The organism is Enterobacter sp. ODB01, assembly GCF_001623605.1.
Lineage (GTDB): Bacteria > Pseudomonadota > Gammaproteobacteria > Enterobacterales > Enterobacteriaceae > Enterobacter > Enterobacter kobei.
In genome coordinates, this window is sequence record NZ_CP015227.1 from 1,681,567 (window position 1) to 1,699,036 (window position 17,470).

The window sequence follows — 17,470 nt, forward strand, 5'->3', positions numbered from 1 at the left end:
AAACCCGCCTTCTGGCGGGTTTTTTCGTTTCTACTGTTGGATCTGCGGGTTAACGCAGTTTTTATCCACTTTTCCACTCAGCGCGGCAATCAGGTTGTCCACTGCGGTAGCCGCCATGTTGTAGCGTGTCTCGTGCGTGGCAGAGCCGATGTGGGGCAGGGCGACGACGTTTGGCATTTTCAGCAGTGGAGAATCCACCGGCAGTGGCTCCTGCTCAAACACGTCCAGACCGGCGGCGTGGATCTCGCCATTTTGCAGGGCTTCAATGAGCGCCTGCTCATCCACAACCGGGCCACGACCCGCGTTGATAAAAATGGCGGATTTCTTCATTTTTTCAAATGCGGATTTGCCAATCAGGTGACGTGTTTCATCCGTCAACGGCAGGATCAGGCAGACAAAATCGGCTTCCTGCAACAGCGTATCCAGCTCACAGTAACGCGCGTTAAAACGTTCTTCCGCTTCACCGTGGTGACGGCGCGCGTTGTACAGTATCGGCATGTTGAAACCAAAATGCGCGCGCTGTGCCAGCGCCAGCCCGATACGTCCCATACCCACGATGCCCAGCGTTTTTCCGTGAACATCCACGCCGAACCAGTCCGGGCCAATGCTTTTTGTCCATTCGCCTGCTTTAACGCGCTCGGCCACTTCAACCACGCGACGGGCGGTGCTGAGCACCAGCGCCATCAGCGTGTCGGCCACGGTTTCCGTCAGGGCATGCGGCGTGTGCATCAGCAGGATTTTGCGGGCGCTCAGGGCATCCACGTCGAAGTTGTCATAACCTACTGAAACAGTTGAAGTAGCACGAAGCTTCGGCATTTTCTCCAGCAGGGCGATGTCCACTTTCTCGCTTGAACCCAGCAGGCCTTCGGCGCTGGCGAACGCATCGGCATGCTGTACCACGGTCTCCGGACTCAGGTTTTTCACCTGCGTGACGGTGAAGTGCTCTTCCAGGCGTTTCTGCAGATCTTCCGGCAGTGCTTTATACAAAATGACGGACGGCTTCATGCTAATCTCCGTTGATTTTTAAGGATTCAGGCGTGGCGTGCGCCGACGGGGTGCTGTTGATTATTAGCAGGCTTAACAATCAGAGTAAGCCACACGGAGGCAAAAAGCGCCACCCCCATAAAGATGTACGATGCGGATGGGCTGCCGGTGGCTCCGTTCAGGTAACCAACAAACCAGGAGCCGCAGAACGAACCCAGCGCGCCCATGCTGTTAATTAATGCCATGGCACCGCCCGCCACGTTACGCGGCAGCATCTCCGGGATGATGGCAAAGAATGGACCGTACGGGGCGTACATGGCGGCACCGGCAATGACCAACAGGGTATAAGAAGCCCAGAAGTGATTCGCGCCCACGGCCCAGGAGCCGATGAAGGCAAAAGCAGCAATCAGCAGCAGCGGCCAGACGAACACCTTACGGTTTTGCAGCTTATCCGACGCCCAGGAGGCGACGATCATGGCGATGGTCGCAGCCAGATACGGTACGGACGAGAGCCAGCCCACTTCAACCATGCCGAGGTTTTCGCCGCCGCTGCGGATGATCGACGGCAGCCACAGCACGAAACCGTACACGCCGATACTCCAGGTAAAATACTGCGCGCAGAGCAGGATCACGTTACGGGAGCGGAAGGCTTCACCGTAGTTACGTACCGCCTTCAGACCTTGCTGCTCTTTATCCAGCTGCGCCTGGAGCGCCGCTTTTTCATCTTCGGAAAGCCATTTCGCTTGGGCAGGTTTATCTTTCACCAGCACCCACCAGCAGAATGCCCAAATCACTGCCGGAACCCCTTCGATGATGAACATCTCGCGCCAGCCGAAGGACTGGATCAGGTAGCCGGAGACCACCGACATCCACAGTACGGTGACCGGGTTACCGAGGATCAGGAAAGTATTCGCGCGTGAGCGTTCAGATTTGGTAAACCAGTTGCTGATGTAAATCAGCATCGCGGGCATGACCGCCGCCTCAACGACGCCAAGGATAAAGCGAATGGCGGCCAGGGCAGGAATATTGTTCACCACGCCGGTAAGTGACGCACAGGCGCCCCACAGGATCAGACAAATGAAGATCAGCTTACGCACGCTGCGGCGTTCGGCGTAAATAGCACCGGGGATCTGGAAGAAGAAATACCCCAGGAAGAAGAGGGCGCCCAACAGGGATGAGACGCCCTTAGTGATCCCGAGGTCTTCGGTGATCCCAGCCGCGGATGCGAAACTGAAGTTGGCACGATCAAGGTACGCCAGGCTGTACGTGATAAACACGATTGGCATGATGTACCACCAGCGTTTTACTGCATTGGTCGAACTGTTCATAGGCTTGCCTCTGTTGTTGAGGTTGTTACCGCCGTTGTCTGTAGGGTACACGGTGGTTTAATTATTGGGTGCGGCCTGTTGCCCTCACCCTGGCCCTCTCCCACGGGGAGAGGGAATTTACATGCCGAGCTGTGCTCGTGTCGGTAATCCTTCGCTGTCGCCCTGCACCTGAATGGCCAGTGAGCCAATCTTGTTGCCTCGTGCAACCGCCTGCTGCAGCGGTTTGCCTTCCAGCAGCGCGCTAATGACGCCCACGGCAAAGCCATCGCCCGCGCCGACGGTGTCGACGACGTTCTCGACCTTCACCGCCGCGACCGCGCCTTGCTCGCCTTCGGCTGTTTTAAACCATGCGCCATCGGCGCCGGTTTTCAGCACCACCGCTTTTACCCCTTTATTCAGGTAGAAGTCAGCAATGCCTTCCAGTGTATTTTCGCCGGTCAGGATCATCCCTTCTTTCAGGCCCGGCAGAACCCAGTCCGCCCTGAATGCCAGCCGGTTAAGCTTCTCGATCATTTCCGCTTCGCTTTTCCACAGCACCGGGCGCAAATTTGGATCGAAAGAGATCGTTTTGCCCAGCGACTTCATGGTCGTTGCCGCATGATCCAGCAGCGAATACGAGCTGGCAGAGAGTGCCGCCGCCACGCCGCTCAGGTGCAAATGGCGCGCGGAGGCAAAATAATCGGCGTGGTAATCTTCTACGGAGAGATGGCTGGCGGCCGACCCTTTACGGAAATACTCCACGATGGGATCGGTTCCATTTTCAACTTTAGACTTAAGCTGAAAGCCGGTGGGGAAGCGTCCGTCGAGCGTGACGCCTGCGGCATCAATCCCCTCTTTTTTCAGCGAATCGATAACGAAGTGGCCAAAGCTGTCATCGCCCACGCGGCTGACCCAGCCGACGTTCAGGCCCAGACGCGCCAGGCCGGTTGCGACGTTCAGCTCTGCGCCCGCCACGCGTTTGACAAAGTGCTCTACCGCGCTCAGCTCGCCCGTTTCGGTGGCCACAAACATCGCCATGGCTTCGCCAATCGTGATGACATCCAGCGTCTTGTGCATGATTTACTCCTCGCGCAGCAGGTTGACGTAATGGCGGGTAACGGCGGTTAAATCCGCCCCTTCCAGCGGGAACTCGATACCGCGCGGGGCATCGGCAGGCAACTGGCCAAGCAGATCCAGCCAGCGGGAATCGGCACTATCCGGCGCGACGGCGCGAAAGTTATCTTTATGCGGAACGGCGGCTTTAACGTGGATATAGCTCACGGCAGGCGCCAGATGACGCGCGGCCTCTTCCGGGGAGTCACCGACCCACAGCCAGTTGCCCATGTCAAAAGTCAGCGTGACGGGAAGCGCCCTTTCACGACAGGCGGCCTGAAAGCGTTGCATCGGTGCAAGCTGGCCGCAGTCGGTCTGATCGTTTTCCACAACCAGCGCTATACCGCTGGTATTGAGCAGAGTACGTAAGGCATCGAGAGGCTGCGTGTCGCTAAAATGGCCCAGGGAAACCTTCAGCCACAGCGCGTTCAGGGTGCTGGCTTCTGAGAGATACCGCGGCAGGTTCGGGTTGAGGGTGCCATCGGGCATAAACAGGGCGGCAGGTGCTGAGTAACACGCCAGCAGCCCCAGAAGCTCAATGGACTCACCGAGCGCAGGCAGCGCCAGTAACTCTTCGCTATTGAACAGCTCGCGGCGGATCTCCACGCCGTCGGCGCCTGCACCCGCAATAACGGGAAGCATCGCCCGCTGACCGCCCGCCTGTCGCACCTGCTCCGCGCCATACGCGGCGGTGACCACCATGATTTTCCTGCCCATCTTCGGACTCCATCGCAACATATCAATACTATTACGCTAGATGGAACCGGTTCCAAAGAAAAGCTCAGGATGTCGAATTTATGATCGCTATCACAAGGGGAAATTAACGTGCGGTGGAGCCGCGGACGATCAGCTCGCCGGAGAAGACCTGCTCGCGTACGGCCTCACTGGTGCCTTCAATACGACGAACCACTTGTTCTACAGCAGCATAGCCAATCTGCCAGGTGGGCTGTTTGAGGGTGGTAATGCCGACGCCAGCCAGCTCCGCCCACTCCAGTTCATCAAACCCCAGCAGACCGATATCGCTGCCCCAGTGCAGGCCAATACGCTTGAGCGAGCGGGCAACCTGCAGGGTTAGTGCCCCGTTGGCGGAGATAACGGCTTTGCGCATCCCGCGATGGCGCGTGTGGAACTGGCGTAGGGTATTGTCGAGCTGATCGGCTTCGTGAAGCGGCGTTTCGGCATTTTCGGCGATCACGCCAGGATAACGCGCCAGCGTGGCACGAAATGCAGCCAGCCGATCGCGTCGGGTATTTACCATGCCCAGCGGTTCGCTCAGAAAGAGAATCGCCTCGAAACCTTGTTCAATCAGATGCTCGGTCGCGGTCGTGGCAGCCTGGGTGTTATCCAGCCCGACCACATCGCAGGCAAATTCCGGGATTTTACGGTCGATGAGGACCATGGGCAGGGAGGATTGCTGCAGACGGTTCAGCCCCTCTTCACGCATGCCCACCGCGTTGACCACAATCCCTTCCACCTGATAGCTGCGCAGCAGATCGAGATAGTGCAACTCCTGGTCGACCTCGTTGTTGGTATTACAGACCAGAGGCGTAAAACCTTTTTCGCGGCAGGCGGCTTCGATACCGCTGAGCACGTTTACAGAGTAGGGGTTAGTGATATCCGCGATGATAAGTCCGATAAGGCGGGTGCGGCCACGTTTGAGCCCGCGGGCCATCAGGCTGGGGCGGTAGTCGAGATCGGCAATAGCCTGTTCAATACGCGCCAGCAATGCATCGGACAATAGATGTTTCTCGCCGTTAAGGTAGCGCGAAATGCTGGTTTTACCGGTTCTGGCGGCTTTCGCCACGTCGCTGATGGTGGCCCGGGCTGGTTTGCTCATCGCTGATTTCCCTGAATTTAGTGAGAATACCTTAACGGGAAAATCGGACGAATCAAGTAATTTGCCCGGTGGCGCAGCGCTTACCTGGGGTGCGGTCTGGTGCCCTTGTATGTTTAAAGTCACTTCAGTTACCCGTCAACAGACGGGTAAACTGTCACTGAGTTTGACCTGATGCCACAGCCCGTTAGCCCTCTAGGTTTCCAAGCCCGCGGGTGAGCTCCTGGCGTGGCTTCAGTTTTCCTGTTAACCCGAACAGCTGCCCGGGCGGCCTGTGCCAGCCCGTATATTACAAGGCCGGGAGACTCGAACATGACTGAACATACCACCGTTGGCATCGATATCGCCAAAGAGACCTTTGATGTATTTATCAGTCCTGACGGGATTTTCCTTCATCTGGACAATACCCCTCAGGGCCATCAGCTACTCCTCGACGCCCTTTCATCCCGTGCCGTTGCACGCATCGTGATGGAAGCCACCGGGCGCTACCACAACCTTCTTGCTGCCACACTTGAACTTGCCGGGCTGCCTGTCGCCGTCGTTAACCCTGCTCAGGTCAAACACTTCGCACGGGCTCTCGGGACGCTGTTCAAGACAGACCCGAACGATGCCCGCATCATCTGCGAGTTTGGCCGCAGAATGACACCGGATGTCAGACCCGCTCCGGACGAACAGACACAGCGTCTGGCCATGATGGTATCCCGCCGCCGTCAGCTGGTGGACAACAGAACCATGGAGCAGAACCGCTACGGCTCCTGCACTGATGAGCTTATCCGGACGGGCATCAAACGGCATATTGACTGGCTTAATGCAGAGATAAAGGACACGGATGACGACATCGACCAGCAGATAAAAGTGATGCCGCTATGGCAGGAGAAAGTGAAGCTGCTGGAAGAAGTCAAGGGTATAGGACGGACAACGCTGGCGGTTCTGCTGTCGATGCTGCCGGAGCTGGGACAACTTAACAGATGTAAAATCAGCGCACTGGTAGGCGTGTGTCCTTATGCCCATGACAGCGGAAAGATGAAAGGAAAACGATGTATCTGGGGAGGACGAAGTGCGGTGCGTGCAGCGCTGTACATGGCGGCAATGTCAGCGGTGCGTTATAACCCAACCATACAGGCTTTTTTTGAGAAACTGAGAAGCAAGGGAAAAGCCTTTAAAGTGGCGATGACAGCCTGCGTCAGAAAGCTGGTAACAATCCTGAATGCGATGGTGCGGGACAATAAAAAATGGGCGGCAGCTTAGTCGTCAGATGTTGACTTTAAACACAGCTGCTCACCCCAACCCTCTCCCACGGGAGAGGGAGAAATGCGATTACTGAATTGGACTCAACGTAATCTCTACGCGACGGTTCTGCGCTTTACCTTCCGCCGTGCTGTTGCTGGCGATAGGGTTGGCAGGGCCCATGCCGCTGGTGCGGATGCGGTTCGCTTCCACACCCTGGGCGATCAGCGAGCTGGCAACGGAATCCGCGCGCTGCTGTGACAGACGCATGTTCAGATCCTGGCTGCCGGTGCTGTCGGTGTAGCCAATCACGTTCACGGCGGTCTTGTTGTACTCTTTCAGCACCATCGCCACGCCGGTCAGCGTGTTCGCACCCGCTGGTTTCAGCGTTGCGCTGCTGCTGTCAAAGGTCACGTTGTTCGGCATGTTCAGAATGATGTTATCGCCGCTGCGCGTCACGCTTACGCCGGTTCCCTTCATTTTGTCACGCAGTTTTGCTTCCTGCACATCCATGTAATAACCGACGCCGCCGCCCAGTGCTGCCCCCGCCGCTGCGCCAATCAGCGCGCCTTTACCGCGGTCTTTCTTGGAGGAGGAGAGTGCCCCAACGCCTGCACCTACCAGTGAGCCGATACCTGCGCCGATGCCGGATTTACCCGCTTCGCGCTCACCGGTGTAAGGGTTGGTTGTGCAGCCAGAAACAGCCAGTGCACCGCTCACCAGAGCGGCAATAACGAGTACGCGTTTTTTCATCTTCTTTCCTTAATCCTTTTTATTCTTTGCCACGGCGTGCGTGGCAGTTGATTATGACGTCCAGATACGGAGAAAATTCCGGGTATAACTCTGAAATTTGTGACAAACCATAAACGGCCTCAGCAAGAAGGCCGTAAAACCTGCACGTAACCAGGAGCGCACGCTTGAGCACCTCAACGAAAACCATTCTGACCGCCGCCCACTGGGGGCCGATGCTGGTCGAAACCGATGGCGAAAATGTTTTGTCGTCCCGCGGGGCACTGCCAACACAACATCCCAACTCTTTACAGACCGTCGTTCGCGATCAGGTGCATAGCAAAACGCGCGTGCGCTGGCCGATGGTGCGTAAGGGTTTTCTGGCTTCGCCGGACAAACCGCAGGGTATTCGCGGCCAGGATGAGTTTGTTCGCGTGAGCTGGGATGACGCGCTGGCGTTGATCCACGCCCAGCATAAGCGCATCCGCGAACGTTACGGCCCATCGTCCATTTTTGCCGGATCTTACGGCTGGCGTTCAAACGGCGTGCTGCATAAGGCGTCGACGCTGCTGCAGCGTTACATGAGTCTGGCGGGCGGTTATACAGGACATCTGGGAGATTATTCCACTGGCGCTGCGCAGGCGATCATGCCGTACGTGGTCGGCGGCAACGAAGTTTACCAGCAGCAGACCAGTTGGCCGCTGGTGCTGGCGCATACCGATGTGGTGGTGCTCTGGAGTGCCAACCCGCTTAACACGTTGAAAATTGCCTGGAATGCCAGTGACGAGCAGGGCATTGGCTATTTCGACGCGCTGCGCAAAAGCGGCAAGCGTATCATCTGCATTGACCCGATGCGCTCTGAAACCATGGATTTCTTCGGCGACAGAGCCGAGTGGATTGCGCCGCATATGGGCACCGACGTGGCAATGATGCTGGGTATCGCCCATACGCTGCTGGAGAACGACTGGCACGACAGTGACTTCCTCACCCGCTGCACCTCCGGCTTTGACCAATTTGCCGACTATCTCACGGGGCAATCCGACGGGGTGGCTAAAACCGCAGAATGGGCGGCAGGAATTTGTGGTGTTTCTGCTGACAAAATTCGCGAACTGGCCGCGTTATTCCATGACAACACCACGATGTTAATGTCCGGCTGGGGGATGCAGCGCCAGCAGTTTGGCGAGCAGAAGCACTGGATGCTGGTCACGCTTGCCGCCATGCTCGGGCAGATCGGTACGCCGGGCGGCGGTTTTGGTCTCTCCTATCATTTTGCCAACGGCGGAAACCCAACGCGCAAAGCGGCGGTGCTGGCTTCTCTGCAAGGTTCGGTGGCAGGCGGCGTGGATGCCGTGGATAAAATCCCGGTGGCGCGAATCATTGAAGCCCTGGAAAACCCGGGCGGTTTTTATCAGCACAACGGTCTGGACCGCCATTTCCCGGATATTAAATTTATCTGGTGGGCGGGCGGGGCGAACTTCACGCACCATCAGGATACCAATCGCCTGATCCGCGCCTGGCAAAAGCCGGAGTTGGTGGTGATTTCCGAGTGCTTCTGGACCGCTTCGGCCAAACATGCGGATATTGTGCTGCCGGCGACCACGTCGTTTGAGCGTAACGATCTCACCATGACCGGCGATTACAGCAACCAGCATATGGTACCGATGAAGCGCGTTGTGGCGCCGCGCGATGAAGCACGTGATGATTTTGACGTGTTTGCTGAACTGAGCGAGCGGTGGGAAGCGGGCGGTCGTGAACGTTTTACCGAAGGGAAAACGGATCTGCAATGGCTGGAGACGTTTTACCAGATCGCCGGGCAGCGCGGTGCGGCGCAGGGCGTAACGCTGCCGCCATTTTCTGCGTTCTGGGAAGCGAACCAGTTGATCGAAATGCCGGAAAGCGAACAGAACGCGCAGTTCGTCCGTTTCGCTGATTTCCGCCGCGACCCGGAGAACCATCCGCTGAAAACCGAGAGCGGCAAGATTGTGATCTACAGCGAGCGCATCGCCAGCTTTGGCTATGCCGATTGCCCGCCACACCCTTCCTGGCTGGAGCCGGACGAGTGGCACGGCAACGCCCAGCCGGAGCAGCTGCAGGTGTTATCTGCTCATCCCGCACATCGTCTGCACAGCCAGCTTAACTACTCCTCACTGCGTGAGCAGTATGCGGTCGCCGGGCGAGAGCCGATCACGCTGAATACCCATGACGCAAAAGCCCGCGGGATTGCGGACGGCGATGTGGTGCGCGTCTGGAATCATCGTGGTCAGGTGCTGGCAGGGGCGGTGGTCAGCGACGGGATTAAACCGGGCGTGATCTGTATTCACCAGGGCGCATGGCCCGATCTTGAGCCTGCCGAGGGGGGGATCTGTAAAAACGGGGCGGTTAACGTGCTGACCAAAGATCTCCCCAGCTCGAAGCTGGGGAACGGTTGTGCAGGGAATACGGCGCTGGCCTGGGTCGAGAAATACCAGGGGCCTGAGCTTACCTTAACGGCGTTTGATCCGCCTGCCAGCTCATAATCCAGGTCGGGTGCTGGGTATCGTCCTGCCAGGCGCTGTCTTCGATGCGAAAGCCCTGTGCATGATAGAAATTCACCGCCCGGACGTTTTTCTGATAGACCTCCAGGCTTAAATGCGGGAAGCGCTGTTGAACATGGTTCAGCAGCGCGCCTCCAATACCTTGCCCGATATACGTTGGCCTGACGAACAGCGCCCCCACAAACTGCGACTGTATAATGCTAATAAAACCACGCAGCGTACCGTCCTCTTCCCACACCCAGGTTTCCGCTGCAGGGAGGTAGACCTCCCGCACCATGGCTTCGTTCTCCTTCCAGTAGCTTGCGCTGATGAACGGGTGCGCTTCGGTGGTGCTTTCAAGCCACAGGCTCAGGAGCGGATCGGCATTGTCACTTTGCCACTTGCGGATCATGTTGCCTCCCCGGATGACAGAAGCAGCCGGTAACATGGTCATTGACCAGGCCACAGGCCTGCATAAAGGCGTAGCAGATGGTGGAGCCGACAAACTTAAAGCCGCGCTTTTTGAGGGCCTTAGAGAGCGCGTCCGACTCCGGCGTGGAGGCCGGGATCTCCGCCAGCGAGGTGGCCTGAGTGAGCTGCGGCGTGTTATTCACAAACGACCAGACAAACGCAGAGAAGGGCTCGCCGTTTTGCTCCATCGCCAGGTAAGCGCGGGCATTGCCGATGATGGCCTGGATCTTACCGCGATGGCGGATGATGCCAGCATCCTGCACCAGGCGTTCTACGTCTTCATCGGTCATGGCGGCGACGGCGGCGGGGTCGAACTGGTGGAAGGCGTTGCGGTAGTTTTCACGTTTCTTCAGTACCGTTATCCATGACAATCCCGCCTGCTGTCCCTCAAGGCAGATCATCTCAAAGAGTTTTCTGCCCTCCGTCTCCGGCACGCCCCATTCCCGATCGTGATAGTCGATATAAAGCTGATCCTGGCTTACCCAACCGCAACGTTCCATCCGTTATCTCCCTTACTGATGCTGATTTCGCAAAATTTTCATTCCGTCTGTCTTGACGTGCCTGGTATAAAGACAATAGTTAATACAGGGCTATATGCCCGCTAAACGCTTCCTGAATAACGACAAATATCGCCGAACTCGGCTCTCTCTGGGGTCGCTTTGATGATGATAAAAAAAATCAGTGGTCGCCATGCTGTTTCTGGCCTGGTGGGGATTTCAGCCTGCCTGTTGTTTTGTCATACAGCGTCTGCCTGGCAACAGGAATATATCGTTTCAGACGCCCAAAATAATACGGCGGAACGCTATACATGGGACGCGGATCACCAACCGCGTTATGAAGATATTCTTGCTGAGCGTATTCAGTCTTCGCAAAATTTGCCTGGGCTTGCCCTGGCTGTACCTTCAGGCGCCACCACGGACGCGGCGATGAGCCTGGGCTGGAATTTTCCGGTTTCAGCGCGGATAACCACCGGTCCGGTGATGTCCTGGCGGTATGACGGCTCGACGCCGATGATGATCAATGAGTTTGGCGATAGCGCGACGACGCAGACGCTCGCCGATCCGCTCTGGCATGCCAGCGTGAGCACGCTAGGCTGGCGCGTAAATACTCAGTACGGCGATCTTCGTCCCTGGGCGCAGGTGAGCTATAACCAGCAGTTTGGTGAAAACCAGTGGAAATCGCAGTTTGGCATGCCGCAAACGCCGGCCCCTGCTCAAAACGGTAGCTGGATGGATGTCACTGTTGGAACGGATATGCCTTTTAATACGCACATGGCGGCGTATGCGTCGCTGGCTCAGGGGGAACGCACCACGACGGGTGAAGAGTTTCTCTATACCCTGGGGGTGAGTGCGAATTTTTAATGTTGTTACTTTTTTAAACGTAGCGATAACATCTCGGAAACAATAAACACGGGCTTTACAGCGATAGCAGGTACTAACCTGCTGTCGCTTTGTTCCCCGGCAAGGTCATTCATTCCCGATTCCAGGCATTTCATTCCGTTCCTCCTGCATTTCATGCCGTTTTACCCCATCACCGCTAGGGTTTTGTTTATCGTTGTCCTCAGCGAATTCTTCTAATTTCTGTTGCAGGACAACGGCCATGAACACATCAACTTATAACCGTACGCGCTGGCTCACGCTCTTTGGCACCATCGTCACCCAGTTCGCGCTGGGATCGGTCTATACCTGGAGTCTGTTTAACAGTGCGCTTTCCGACAAACTTGGCGCACCGGTCAGCCAGGTGGCGTTTTCTTTTGGTCTGCTGAGTCTTGGGCTGGCGATCTCGTCTTCCGTCGCGGGCAAGCTGCAGGAGCGTTTTGGCGTGAAGCGCGTGACCATGGCGTCCGGCATTTTGCTCGGTCTGGGCTTCTTCCTGACGGCGCATTCCAGCAACCTGATGATGCTGTGGCTGAGTGCTGGCGTCCTGGTGGGCCTGGCAGACGGTGCGGGCTATCTGCTGACGCTGTCGAACTGCGTGAAGTGGTTCCCGGAGCGTAAGGGGTTAATCTCCGCCTTTGCCATTGGTTCTTATGGCCTGGGCAGCCTCGGCTTTAAGTTTATTGATGCCCATCTTCTGGCGTCCGTTGGCCTCGAAAAGACCTTCATGATCTGGGGTGCCATCGTGCTGGTGATGATTCTGTTCGGTGCCACGCTGATGAAAGATGCCCCGCAGCAGGAAGTGAAATCCGTTAACGGCGTGGTGGAGAACGACTTTACGCTGGCGCAGTCCATGCGCAAACCGCAGTACTGGATGCTGGCGGTGATGTTCCTGACGGCCTGCATGAGCGGTCTGTACGTCATTGGCGTGGCGAAAGATATCGCCCAGGGAATGGTGAAACTGGATGCGGCAACCGCGGCGAATGCGGTGACGGTTATTTCCATCGCCAACCTGTCTGGTCGCCTGGTGCTGGGGATCTTGTCCGACAAGATTGCCCGTATCCGCGTCATTACGATAGGGCAGGTGGTCTCTCTGGTGGGGATGGCGGCGTTACTGTTCGCCCCGCTGAATGAAGCGACATTCTTTGCAGCAATTGCCTGCGTGGCCTTTAACTTTGGCGGCACCATTACCGTCTTCCCGTCGCTGGTAAGCGAGTTCTTTGGGCTGAATAACCTGGCGAAAAACTACGGGGTTATCTATCTCGGCTTTGGGATCGGCAGTATCTGCGGCTCGCTGATTGCCTCGCTGTTCGGCGGGTTCTACGTGACCTTCTGCGTGATATTTGCTTTGCTGATTATTTCGCTGGCACTGTCCACGACGATTCGTCAGCCGCAGCGTGAAGTCTATAAAGAAGCGCATGCCTGATTTAATGAAGAGAGGCCGCAGGGCCTCTTTTTTATCTCTGCATTGCTTTCGGACTTGTTATTTTGTAAAAATCTTCATCGATCACATTCTCTGCTGCCACTTTTCTTTCCCGCTGTGGTCTACTTATCGCGCTTGTGGACCTTTCTGATAACGGTTTCTCTCGCACCAACTTACTCTGTCTGCTTTCTCGATGAGATTCGGCGGGTCTTTATACCCCTTCCCCCAGGGTTGTTTGCATGAAATATATTAGGTCTCTTACCCAGCAACGATTGTGTCTGATGCTGGCTGTCTATATCGGTTTGTTTCTGAATGGCGCGGTGCTGTTCAGAAGAGTGGAAGGTTATTTTGAACACCTCACCGTAAGAAATGGAATTTTTGCCGCGATTGAAGTGTTTGGTTCCGTTCTGGCAACCTTCTTCCTGTTACGCCTGCTCTCACTTTTTGGCCGACGTACCTGGCAAATTCTGGCCTCGCTGGTGGTGATTATCTCTGCCGCCGCAAGCTATTACATGACGTTCATGAACGTCGTCATCGGGTACGGTATCGTGGCGTCGGTGATGACCACGGATATCGATCTTTCAAAAGAGGTGGTCGGTAAAGGCTTTATCGTCTGGACGGTGTTAACCTGCCTGATCCCGCTCTTCTTTATCTGGAGTAATACCTGCCGCTATACCTTATTACGCCAGTTGCGTACGCGCGGACAGCGGGTACGCAATATCGTTGTCGTTTTGCTGGCCGGACTGCTGGTATGGGCGCCTATTCGCTTAATGGAAAAACAGCAAAAACGAATTGAAAAAGCGACGGGCGTTGATATGCCAAGCTACGGTGGTGTAGTGGCTAACTCTTATCTGCCGTCTAACTGGCTCTCGGCATTAGGTCTTTATGCCTGGGCACAGGCGGACGAATCGAGTGATGTGAAATCGCTGATTAACCCGACAAAAAAATTCACCTATCAGGCACCTGCTGACGGACTGGATGATACTTACGTCGTGTTTGTTATCGGTGAAACAACACGCTGGGATCATATGGGTATTCTCGGTTACGACCGTGATACCACACCAAAACTGGCTCAGGAAAAGAACCTGGTGGCCTATCGCGGCTACTCTTGCGATACCGCGACGAAGCTCTCATTGCGCTGTATGTTTGTGCGTGAAGGCGGTGCGAGTGATAACCCACAACGCACGCTGAAAGAGCAAAACGTGTTTGCTGTGCTGAAGCAGCTTGGTTTTAGCTCCGATCTCTTCGCTATGCAAAGTGAGATGTGGTTCTACACCAATACGCTGGCGGATAACATCGCGTACCGTGAGCAGATTGGCGCCGAGCCCCGCAACCGCGGTAAAAACGTCGACGATATGCTGCTGCTTGAGGAGATGTCTGAGTCTCTGAAGAATCATCCGCAGGGCAAACATCTCGTCATTCTGCATACAAAAGGGTCACATTACAGCTATTACCAACGTTACACGCGCGACTTTGCAAAGTGGCAACCTGAGTGCGTCGGTATTAATAAAGACTGCAGCAAGCAGGAACTGATCAATGCCTACGATAACTCGGTACTGTATGTTGATACCTTCCTGAGCCGCGTGATTGACCAGCTGCGCGACAAGAAAGCGATTGTTATCTATGCGGCAGATCACGGTGAATCCATCAATGAGAAAGAGCATTTGCACGGTACACCGCGCAAGCTGGCACCGCCGGAGCAGTTCCGCGTGCCGATGATTATGTGGATGTCGGATAAGTATCTGGAAAACCCTGACAAAGCTGCAATGTTTGCTCATCTGAAAAAAGAGGCGGAGATGAAGGTGCCACGTCGCCACGTTGAACTGTACGACACCATTATGGGTTGTCTCGGCTATACCTCACCAAATGGTGGAATTAACGAAAACAACAACTGGTGTAAACTCCCTGATAGCACCGCAAAAGCCGCGCAGTAGCTGCTCTGGCGAGAATATCGCCAGTTGAATGGCTTTTTGAAAATAAGGGATTGACGGGGGCGCACCTCAGCAGTAAGATGCGCTCCGCATTCGGCGAGTAGCGCAGCTTGGTAGCGCAACTGGTTTGGGACCAGTGGGTCGGAGGTTCGAATCCTCTCTCGCCGACCACATTCTGAAAAGGGCTAACCGCAAGGTTAGCCCTTTTTGCATTATGACCTTAGCCCGCCAGAGTCACCAAAACGCCCCTTATCCTGGCTTCTCCCTGCCTGTTAACGATTTTGTGACATAATCCATTGTATTTTTTTATATATAGATTGATCTTTTTTCGCGTTGCTTATGGATAACCTCAGCATTTTTCGCTGTGCGTTTTAACGTTCGCGGTATTTAGTGCTCAGATAATCACCATTCTGCAAGAAAATTTACCCATTCTGAATAAAAGTTAATCACTGATTGTTGCGAAATATGAAGATATTTGTGCTGCAAGATGGCGAGTAGCATAAATTTCCCTGCTGAAAACTGGCATACATAGTTTTTTTAATCTTTGTTTGCGGTTTCTCACACTCCACGTAAATCCCCGTCACCTGTATTGACGTTTTCACATTCTGTTGACAGATTGTAGGGCATGAGGGGCATTTCAGGGACGATCTGCGCTGCAACTCAAACGCTCTTCTGAAAGGATTCTCCATCCCTTTACTGCCTTCGGGCACCACCGACCGGACCGGGTAAAAAATAAATAAAGGTCTGGCGGCGTAACACAACAAAGCAAAACATCACATTGGAGCAGAATAATGAGTATTTCCTTGAAGAAGTCAGGGATGCTGAAGCTTGGTCTGAGCCTGGTGGCTATGACCGTGGCAGCAAGCGTACAGGCAAAAACCCTGGTTTACTGTTCTGAAGGCTCGCCGGAAGGCTTTAACCCACAGCTCTTTACCTCTGGCACGACGTACGACGCAAGCTCTGTACCGATCTATAACCGTCTGGTTGAATTCAAAACCGGCACCACCGAAGTGATTCCGGGACTGGCTGAGAAGTGGGACGTCAGCGAAGACGGTAAGACCTATACCTTCCACCTGCGTCAGGGCGTGAAGTGGCAGGACAGCAAAGAATTTAAACCAACGCGTGACTTTAACGCCGACGACGTTGTGTTCTCCTTCGACCGTCAGAAAAATGCCCAGAACCCGTACCACAAAGTGTCGGGCGGCAGCTATGAGTACTTCGAAGGGATGGGTCTGCCTGACCTGATCTCAGAAGTGAAAAAAGTGGACGATAAAACCGTGCAGTTCGTGCTGACGCGTCCGGAAGCGCCATTCCTGGCTGACCTGGCCATGGACTTCGCCTCTATTCTCTCTAAAGAGTATGCGGACAACATGCTGAAAGCCGGCACGCCTGAGAAAGTGGACCTGAACCCAATCGGTACCGGCCCGTTCCAGCTGCTGCAGTACCAGAAAGACTCCCGTATTCTGTATAAAGCCTTCCCGGGCTACTGGGGCACCAAGCCGCAGATCGACCGTCTGGTCTTCTCCATCACGCCTGATGCGTCCGTGCGTTATGCAAAACTGCAGAAAAACGAATGCCAGGTGATGCCATACCCGAACCCGGCTGACATCGCGCGCATGAAGCAGGATAAGAACATTAACCTGCTGGAACAGGCGGGCCTGAACGTGGGCTACCTCTCCTTCAACACCGAGAAGAAACCGTTTGATGACGTGAAAGTGCGTCAGGCGCTGACCTACGCGGTGAACAAAGAAGCGATCATCAAAGCCGTTTACCAGGGCGCAGGCGTTGCAGCCAAGAACCTGATCCCACCAACTATGTGGGGCTATAACGATGACGTTAAAGACTACAGCTACGATCCTGAGAAAGCGAAAGCGCTGCTGAAAGAAGCGGGCCAGGATAAAGGCTTCACCGTTGAGCTGTGGGCGATGCCGGTACAGCGTCCGTACAACCCGAACGCACGCCGTATGGCGGAAATGGTTCAGGCTGACTGGGCGAAAGTTGGTGTACAGGCCAAGATCGTGACCTACGAGTGGGGCGAGTACCTGAAGCGCGCCAAAGCGGGTGAGCACCAGGCGGTGATGATGGGCTGGACCGGTGACAACGGGGATCCGGACAACTTCTTCGCTACCCTGTTCAGCTGCGCGGCGGCGAAAGACGGTTCTAACTACTCTCGCTGGTGCTACAAGCCGTTTGAAGACCTGATCCAGCCGGCGCGTGCGACCGACGATCACAACAAACGTATTGAGCTGTACAAGCAAGCGCAGGTTGTTATGCACGATCAGGCTCCGGCGCTGATTGTTGCTCACTCCACCGTGTATGAGCCAGTGCGTAAAGAAGTGAAGGGCTATGTGGTTGATCCACTGGGCAAACACCACTTCGAAAACGTATCGGTTGAATAATTAAAAGCAACGCCAGGCGGCGTTGCGCTTGCACTGGCCTACGGTATGTAGGCCGGGTAAGCGTAGCGCCACCCGGCAGCAGTGCTTTATTTCCTCTCTGAAAGGAGAGGGGATAAGATTTGTGAGCAATACAGACGTCACGCCACTGGTCGTGCGTCATCAG

The 17,470-nt window shown here is 55.4% G+C and carries 14 protein-coding genes and 1 tRNA gene; 7 read left to right on the forward strand and 8 right to left on the reverse strand.

Annotated features, from left to right (window positions below; genetic code table 11):
• Window positions 1-30: 30 nt before the first annotated feature.
• The 5 genes from ghrB to A4308_RS08040 all read right to left on the reverse strand — a co-directional run bounded on the left by ghrB (window position 31) and on the right by A4308_RS08040 (window position 5,241).
• Window positions 31-1,005, reverse strand: a complete 975-nt coding sequence (ghrB, locus tag A4308_RS08020) for a glyoxylate/hydroxypyruvate reductase GhrB (protein WP_045282186.1) — start codon at window positions 1,003-1,005, stop codon at window positions 31-33.
• A gap of 26 nt (window positions 1,006-1,031) precedes the next feature.
• On the reverse strand, window positions 1,032-2,312 hold the full coding sequence (locus A4308_RS08025; RefSeq protein WP_023331751.1) for an MFS transporter: 1,281 nt from the start codon (window positions 2,310-2,312) through the stop codon (window positions 1,032-1,034).
• Window positions 2,313-2,429: 117 nt separating this feature from the next.
• Window positions 2,430-3,368, reverse strand: coding sequence for a sugar kinase (locus A4308_RS08030; RefSeq protein WP_045134443.1), 939 nt, complete (start codon window positions 3,366-3,368; stop codon window positions 2,430-2,432).
• Between the two features lie 3 nt (window positions 3,369-3,371).
• The gene (locus tag A4308_RS08035) at window positions 3,372-4,121 is read right to left on the reverse strand and encodes a sugar phosphate isomerase/epimerase family protein (RefSeq protein ID WP_045134442.1); all 750 of its coding nucleotides are present in this window, start codon (window positions 4,119-4,121) and stop codon (window positions 3,372-3,374) included.
• 103 nt (window positions 4,122-4,224) lie between these two features.
• Window positions 4,225-5,241, reverse strand: a complete 1,017-nt coding sequence (locus A4308_RS08040; protein WP_014882049.1) for a LacI family DNA-binding transcriptional regulator — start codon at window positions 5,239-5,241, stop codon at window positions 4,225-4,227.
• A gap of 309 nt (window positions 5,242-5,550) precedes the next feature.
• Here A4308_RS08040 and A4308_RS08045 point away from each other — a divergent pair, with 309 nt between their 5' ends.
• Window positions 5,551-6,486, forward strand: coding sequence for an IS110 family transposase (locus A4308_RS08045; RefSeq protein ID WP_045282185.1), 936 nt, complete (start codon window positions 5,551-5,553; stop codon window positions 6,484-6,486).
• A 69-nt stretch (window positions 6,487-6,555) separates the two neighbouring features.
• On the opposite strand, the gene A4308_RS08050 is transcribed toward A4308_RS08045, so the two are convergent.
• Window positions 6,556-7,218: an OmpA family lipoprotein gene (locus A4308_RS08050; RefSeq protein ID WP_010426241.1), complete on the reverse strand. Its 663-nt coding sequence runs from the start codon at window positions 7,216-7,218 to the stop codon at window positions 6,556-6,558.
• Between the two features lie 212 nt (window positions 7,219-7,430).
• On the opposite strand from A4308_RS08050, the gene A4308_RS08055 reads away from it, so the two are divergent.
• Complete coding sequence (locus tag A4308_RS08055; RefSeq protein ID WP_045282198.1) at window positions 7,431-9,710, forward strand: molybdopterin guanine dinucleotide-containing S/N-oxide reductase; 2,280 nt, start codon at window positions 7,431-7,433, stop codon at window positions 9,708-9,710.
• Here the strand turns inward: A4308_RS08055 and A4308_RS08060 are convergent.
• Both A4308_RS08060 and tag read right to left on the reverse strand, forming a co-directional pair.
• Window positions 9,673-10,119, reverse strand: coding sequence for an N-acetyltransferase (locus A4308_RS08060; RefSeq protein WP_014882051.1), 447 nt, complete (start codon window positions 10,117-10,119; stop codon window positions 9,673-9,675). The genes A4308_RS08055 and A4308_RS08060 overlap by 38 nt on opposite strands.
• Entirely contained in the window at window positions 10,097-10,678 is a 582-nt protein-coding gene (gene tag, locus A4308_RS08065) for a DNA-3-methyladenine glycosylase I (protein WP_023331755.1), read from the reverse strand. The genes A4308_RS08060 and tag overlap by 23 nt, the downstream gene beginning before the upstream one ends.
• Before the next feature lie 162 nt (window positions 10,679-10,840).
• Here tag and A4308_RS08070 point away from each other — a divergent pair, with 162 nt between their 5' ends.
• From A4308_RS08070 to dppA, 5 genes are all read left to right on the forward strand, one after another.
• Window positions 10,841-11,539: an autotransporter domain-containing protein gene (locus tag A4308_RS08070; protein ID WP_023331756.1), complete on the forward strand. Its 699-nt coding sequence runs from the start codon at window positions 10,841-10,843 to the stop codon at window positions 11,537-11,539.
• A 238-nt stretch (window positions 11,540-11,777) separates the two neighbouring features.
• Window positions 11,778-12,980: an L-lactate MFS transporter gene (locus A4308_RS08075; protein WP_014882054.1), complete on the forward strand. Its 1,203-nt coding sequence runs from the start codon at window positions 11,778-11,780 to the stop codon at window positions 12,978-12,980.
• Between the two features lie 236 nt (window positions 12,981-13,216).
• A complete protein-coding gene (eptB, locus tag A4308_RS08080) occupies window positions 13,217-14,911 on the forward strand; it encodes a kdo(2)-lipid A phosphoethanolamine 7''-transferase (protein ID WP_014882055.1) in 1,695 nt (564 codons plus the stop codon).
• 91 nt (window positions 14,912-15,002) lie between these two features.
• A tRNA-Pro gene (locus A4308_RS08085) sits at window positions 15,003-15,079 on the forward strand.
• Window positions 15,080-15,699: 620 nt separating this feature from the next.
• Entirely contained in the window at window positions 15,700-17,307 is a 1,608-nt protein-coding gene (dppA, locus tag A4308_RS08090) for a dipeptide ABC transporter periplasmic-binding protein DppA (RefSeq protein ID WP_014882056.1), read from the forward strand.
• Window positions 17,308-17,470 lie beyond the last annotated feature (163 nt).

What these genes read in the sequence shown, in the direction of transcription:
- A4308_RS08070 (WP_023331756.1), top strand. Translation starts at nt 10,841, where the DNA reads ATGATGATAAAAAAAATCAGTGGTCGCCATGCTGTTTCTGGCCTGGTG.
- tag (WP_023331755.1), bottom strand. Translation starts at nt 10,678, where the DNA reads ATGGAACGTTGCGGTTGGGTAAGCCAGGATCAGCTTTATATCGACTAT.
- A4308_RS08060 (WP_014882051.1), bottom strand. Translation starts at nt 10,119, where the DNA reads ATGATCCGCAAGTGGCAAAGTGACAATGCCGATCCGCTCCTGAGCCTG.
- A4308_RS08045 (WP_045282185.1), top strand. Translation starts at nt 5,551, where the DNA reads ATGACTGAACATACCACCGTTGGCATCGATATCGCCAAAGAGACCTTT.
- A4308_RS08035 (WP_045134442.1), bottom strand. Translation starts at nt 4,121, where the DNA reads ATGGGCAGGAAAATCATGGTGGTCACCGCCGCGTATGGCGCGGAGCAG.
- A4308_RS08030 (WP_045134443.1), bottom strand. Translation starts at nt 3,368, where the DNA reads ATGCACAAGACGCTGGATGTCATCACGATTGGCGAAGCCATGGCGATG.
- A4308_RS08025 (WP_023331751.1), bottom strand. Translation starts at nt 2,312, where the DNA reads ATGAACAGTTCGACCAATGCAGTAAAACGCTGGTGGTACATCATGCCA.
- A4308_RS08075 (WP_014882054.1), top strand. Translation starts at nt 11,778, where the DNA reads ATGAACACATCAACTTATAACCGTACGCGCTGGCTCACGCTCTTTGGC.
- A4308_RS08040 (WP_014882049.1), bottom strand. Translation starts at nt 5,241, where the DNA reads ATGAGCAAACCAGCCCGGGCCACCATCAGCGACGTGGCGAAAGCCGCC.
- ghrB (WP_045282186.1), bottom strand. Translation starts at nt 1,005, where the DNA reads ATGAAGCCGTCCGTCATTTTGTATAAAGCACTGCCGGAAGATCTGCAG.
- A4308_RS08050 (WP_010426241.1), bottom strand. Translation starts at nt 7,218, where the DNA reads ATGAAAAAACGCGTACTCGTTATTGCCGCTCTGGTGAGCGGTGCACTG.
- eptB (WP_014882055.1), top strand. Translation starts at nt 13,217, where the DNA reads ATGAAATATATTAGGTCTCTTACCCAGCAACGATTGTGTCTGATGCTG.
- dppA (WP_014882056.1), top strand. Translation starts at nt 15,700, where the DNA reads ATGAGTATTTCCTTGAAGAAGTCAGGGATGCTGAAGCTTGGTCTGAGC.
- A4308_RS08055 (WP_045282198.1), top strand. Translation starts at nt 7,431, where the DNA reads ATGCTGGTCGAAACCGATGGCGAAAATGTTTTGTCGTCCCGCGGGGCA.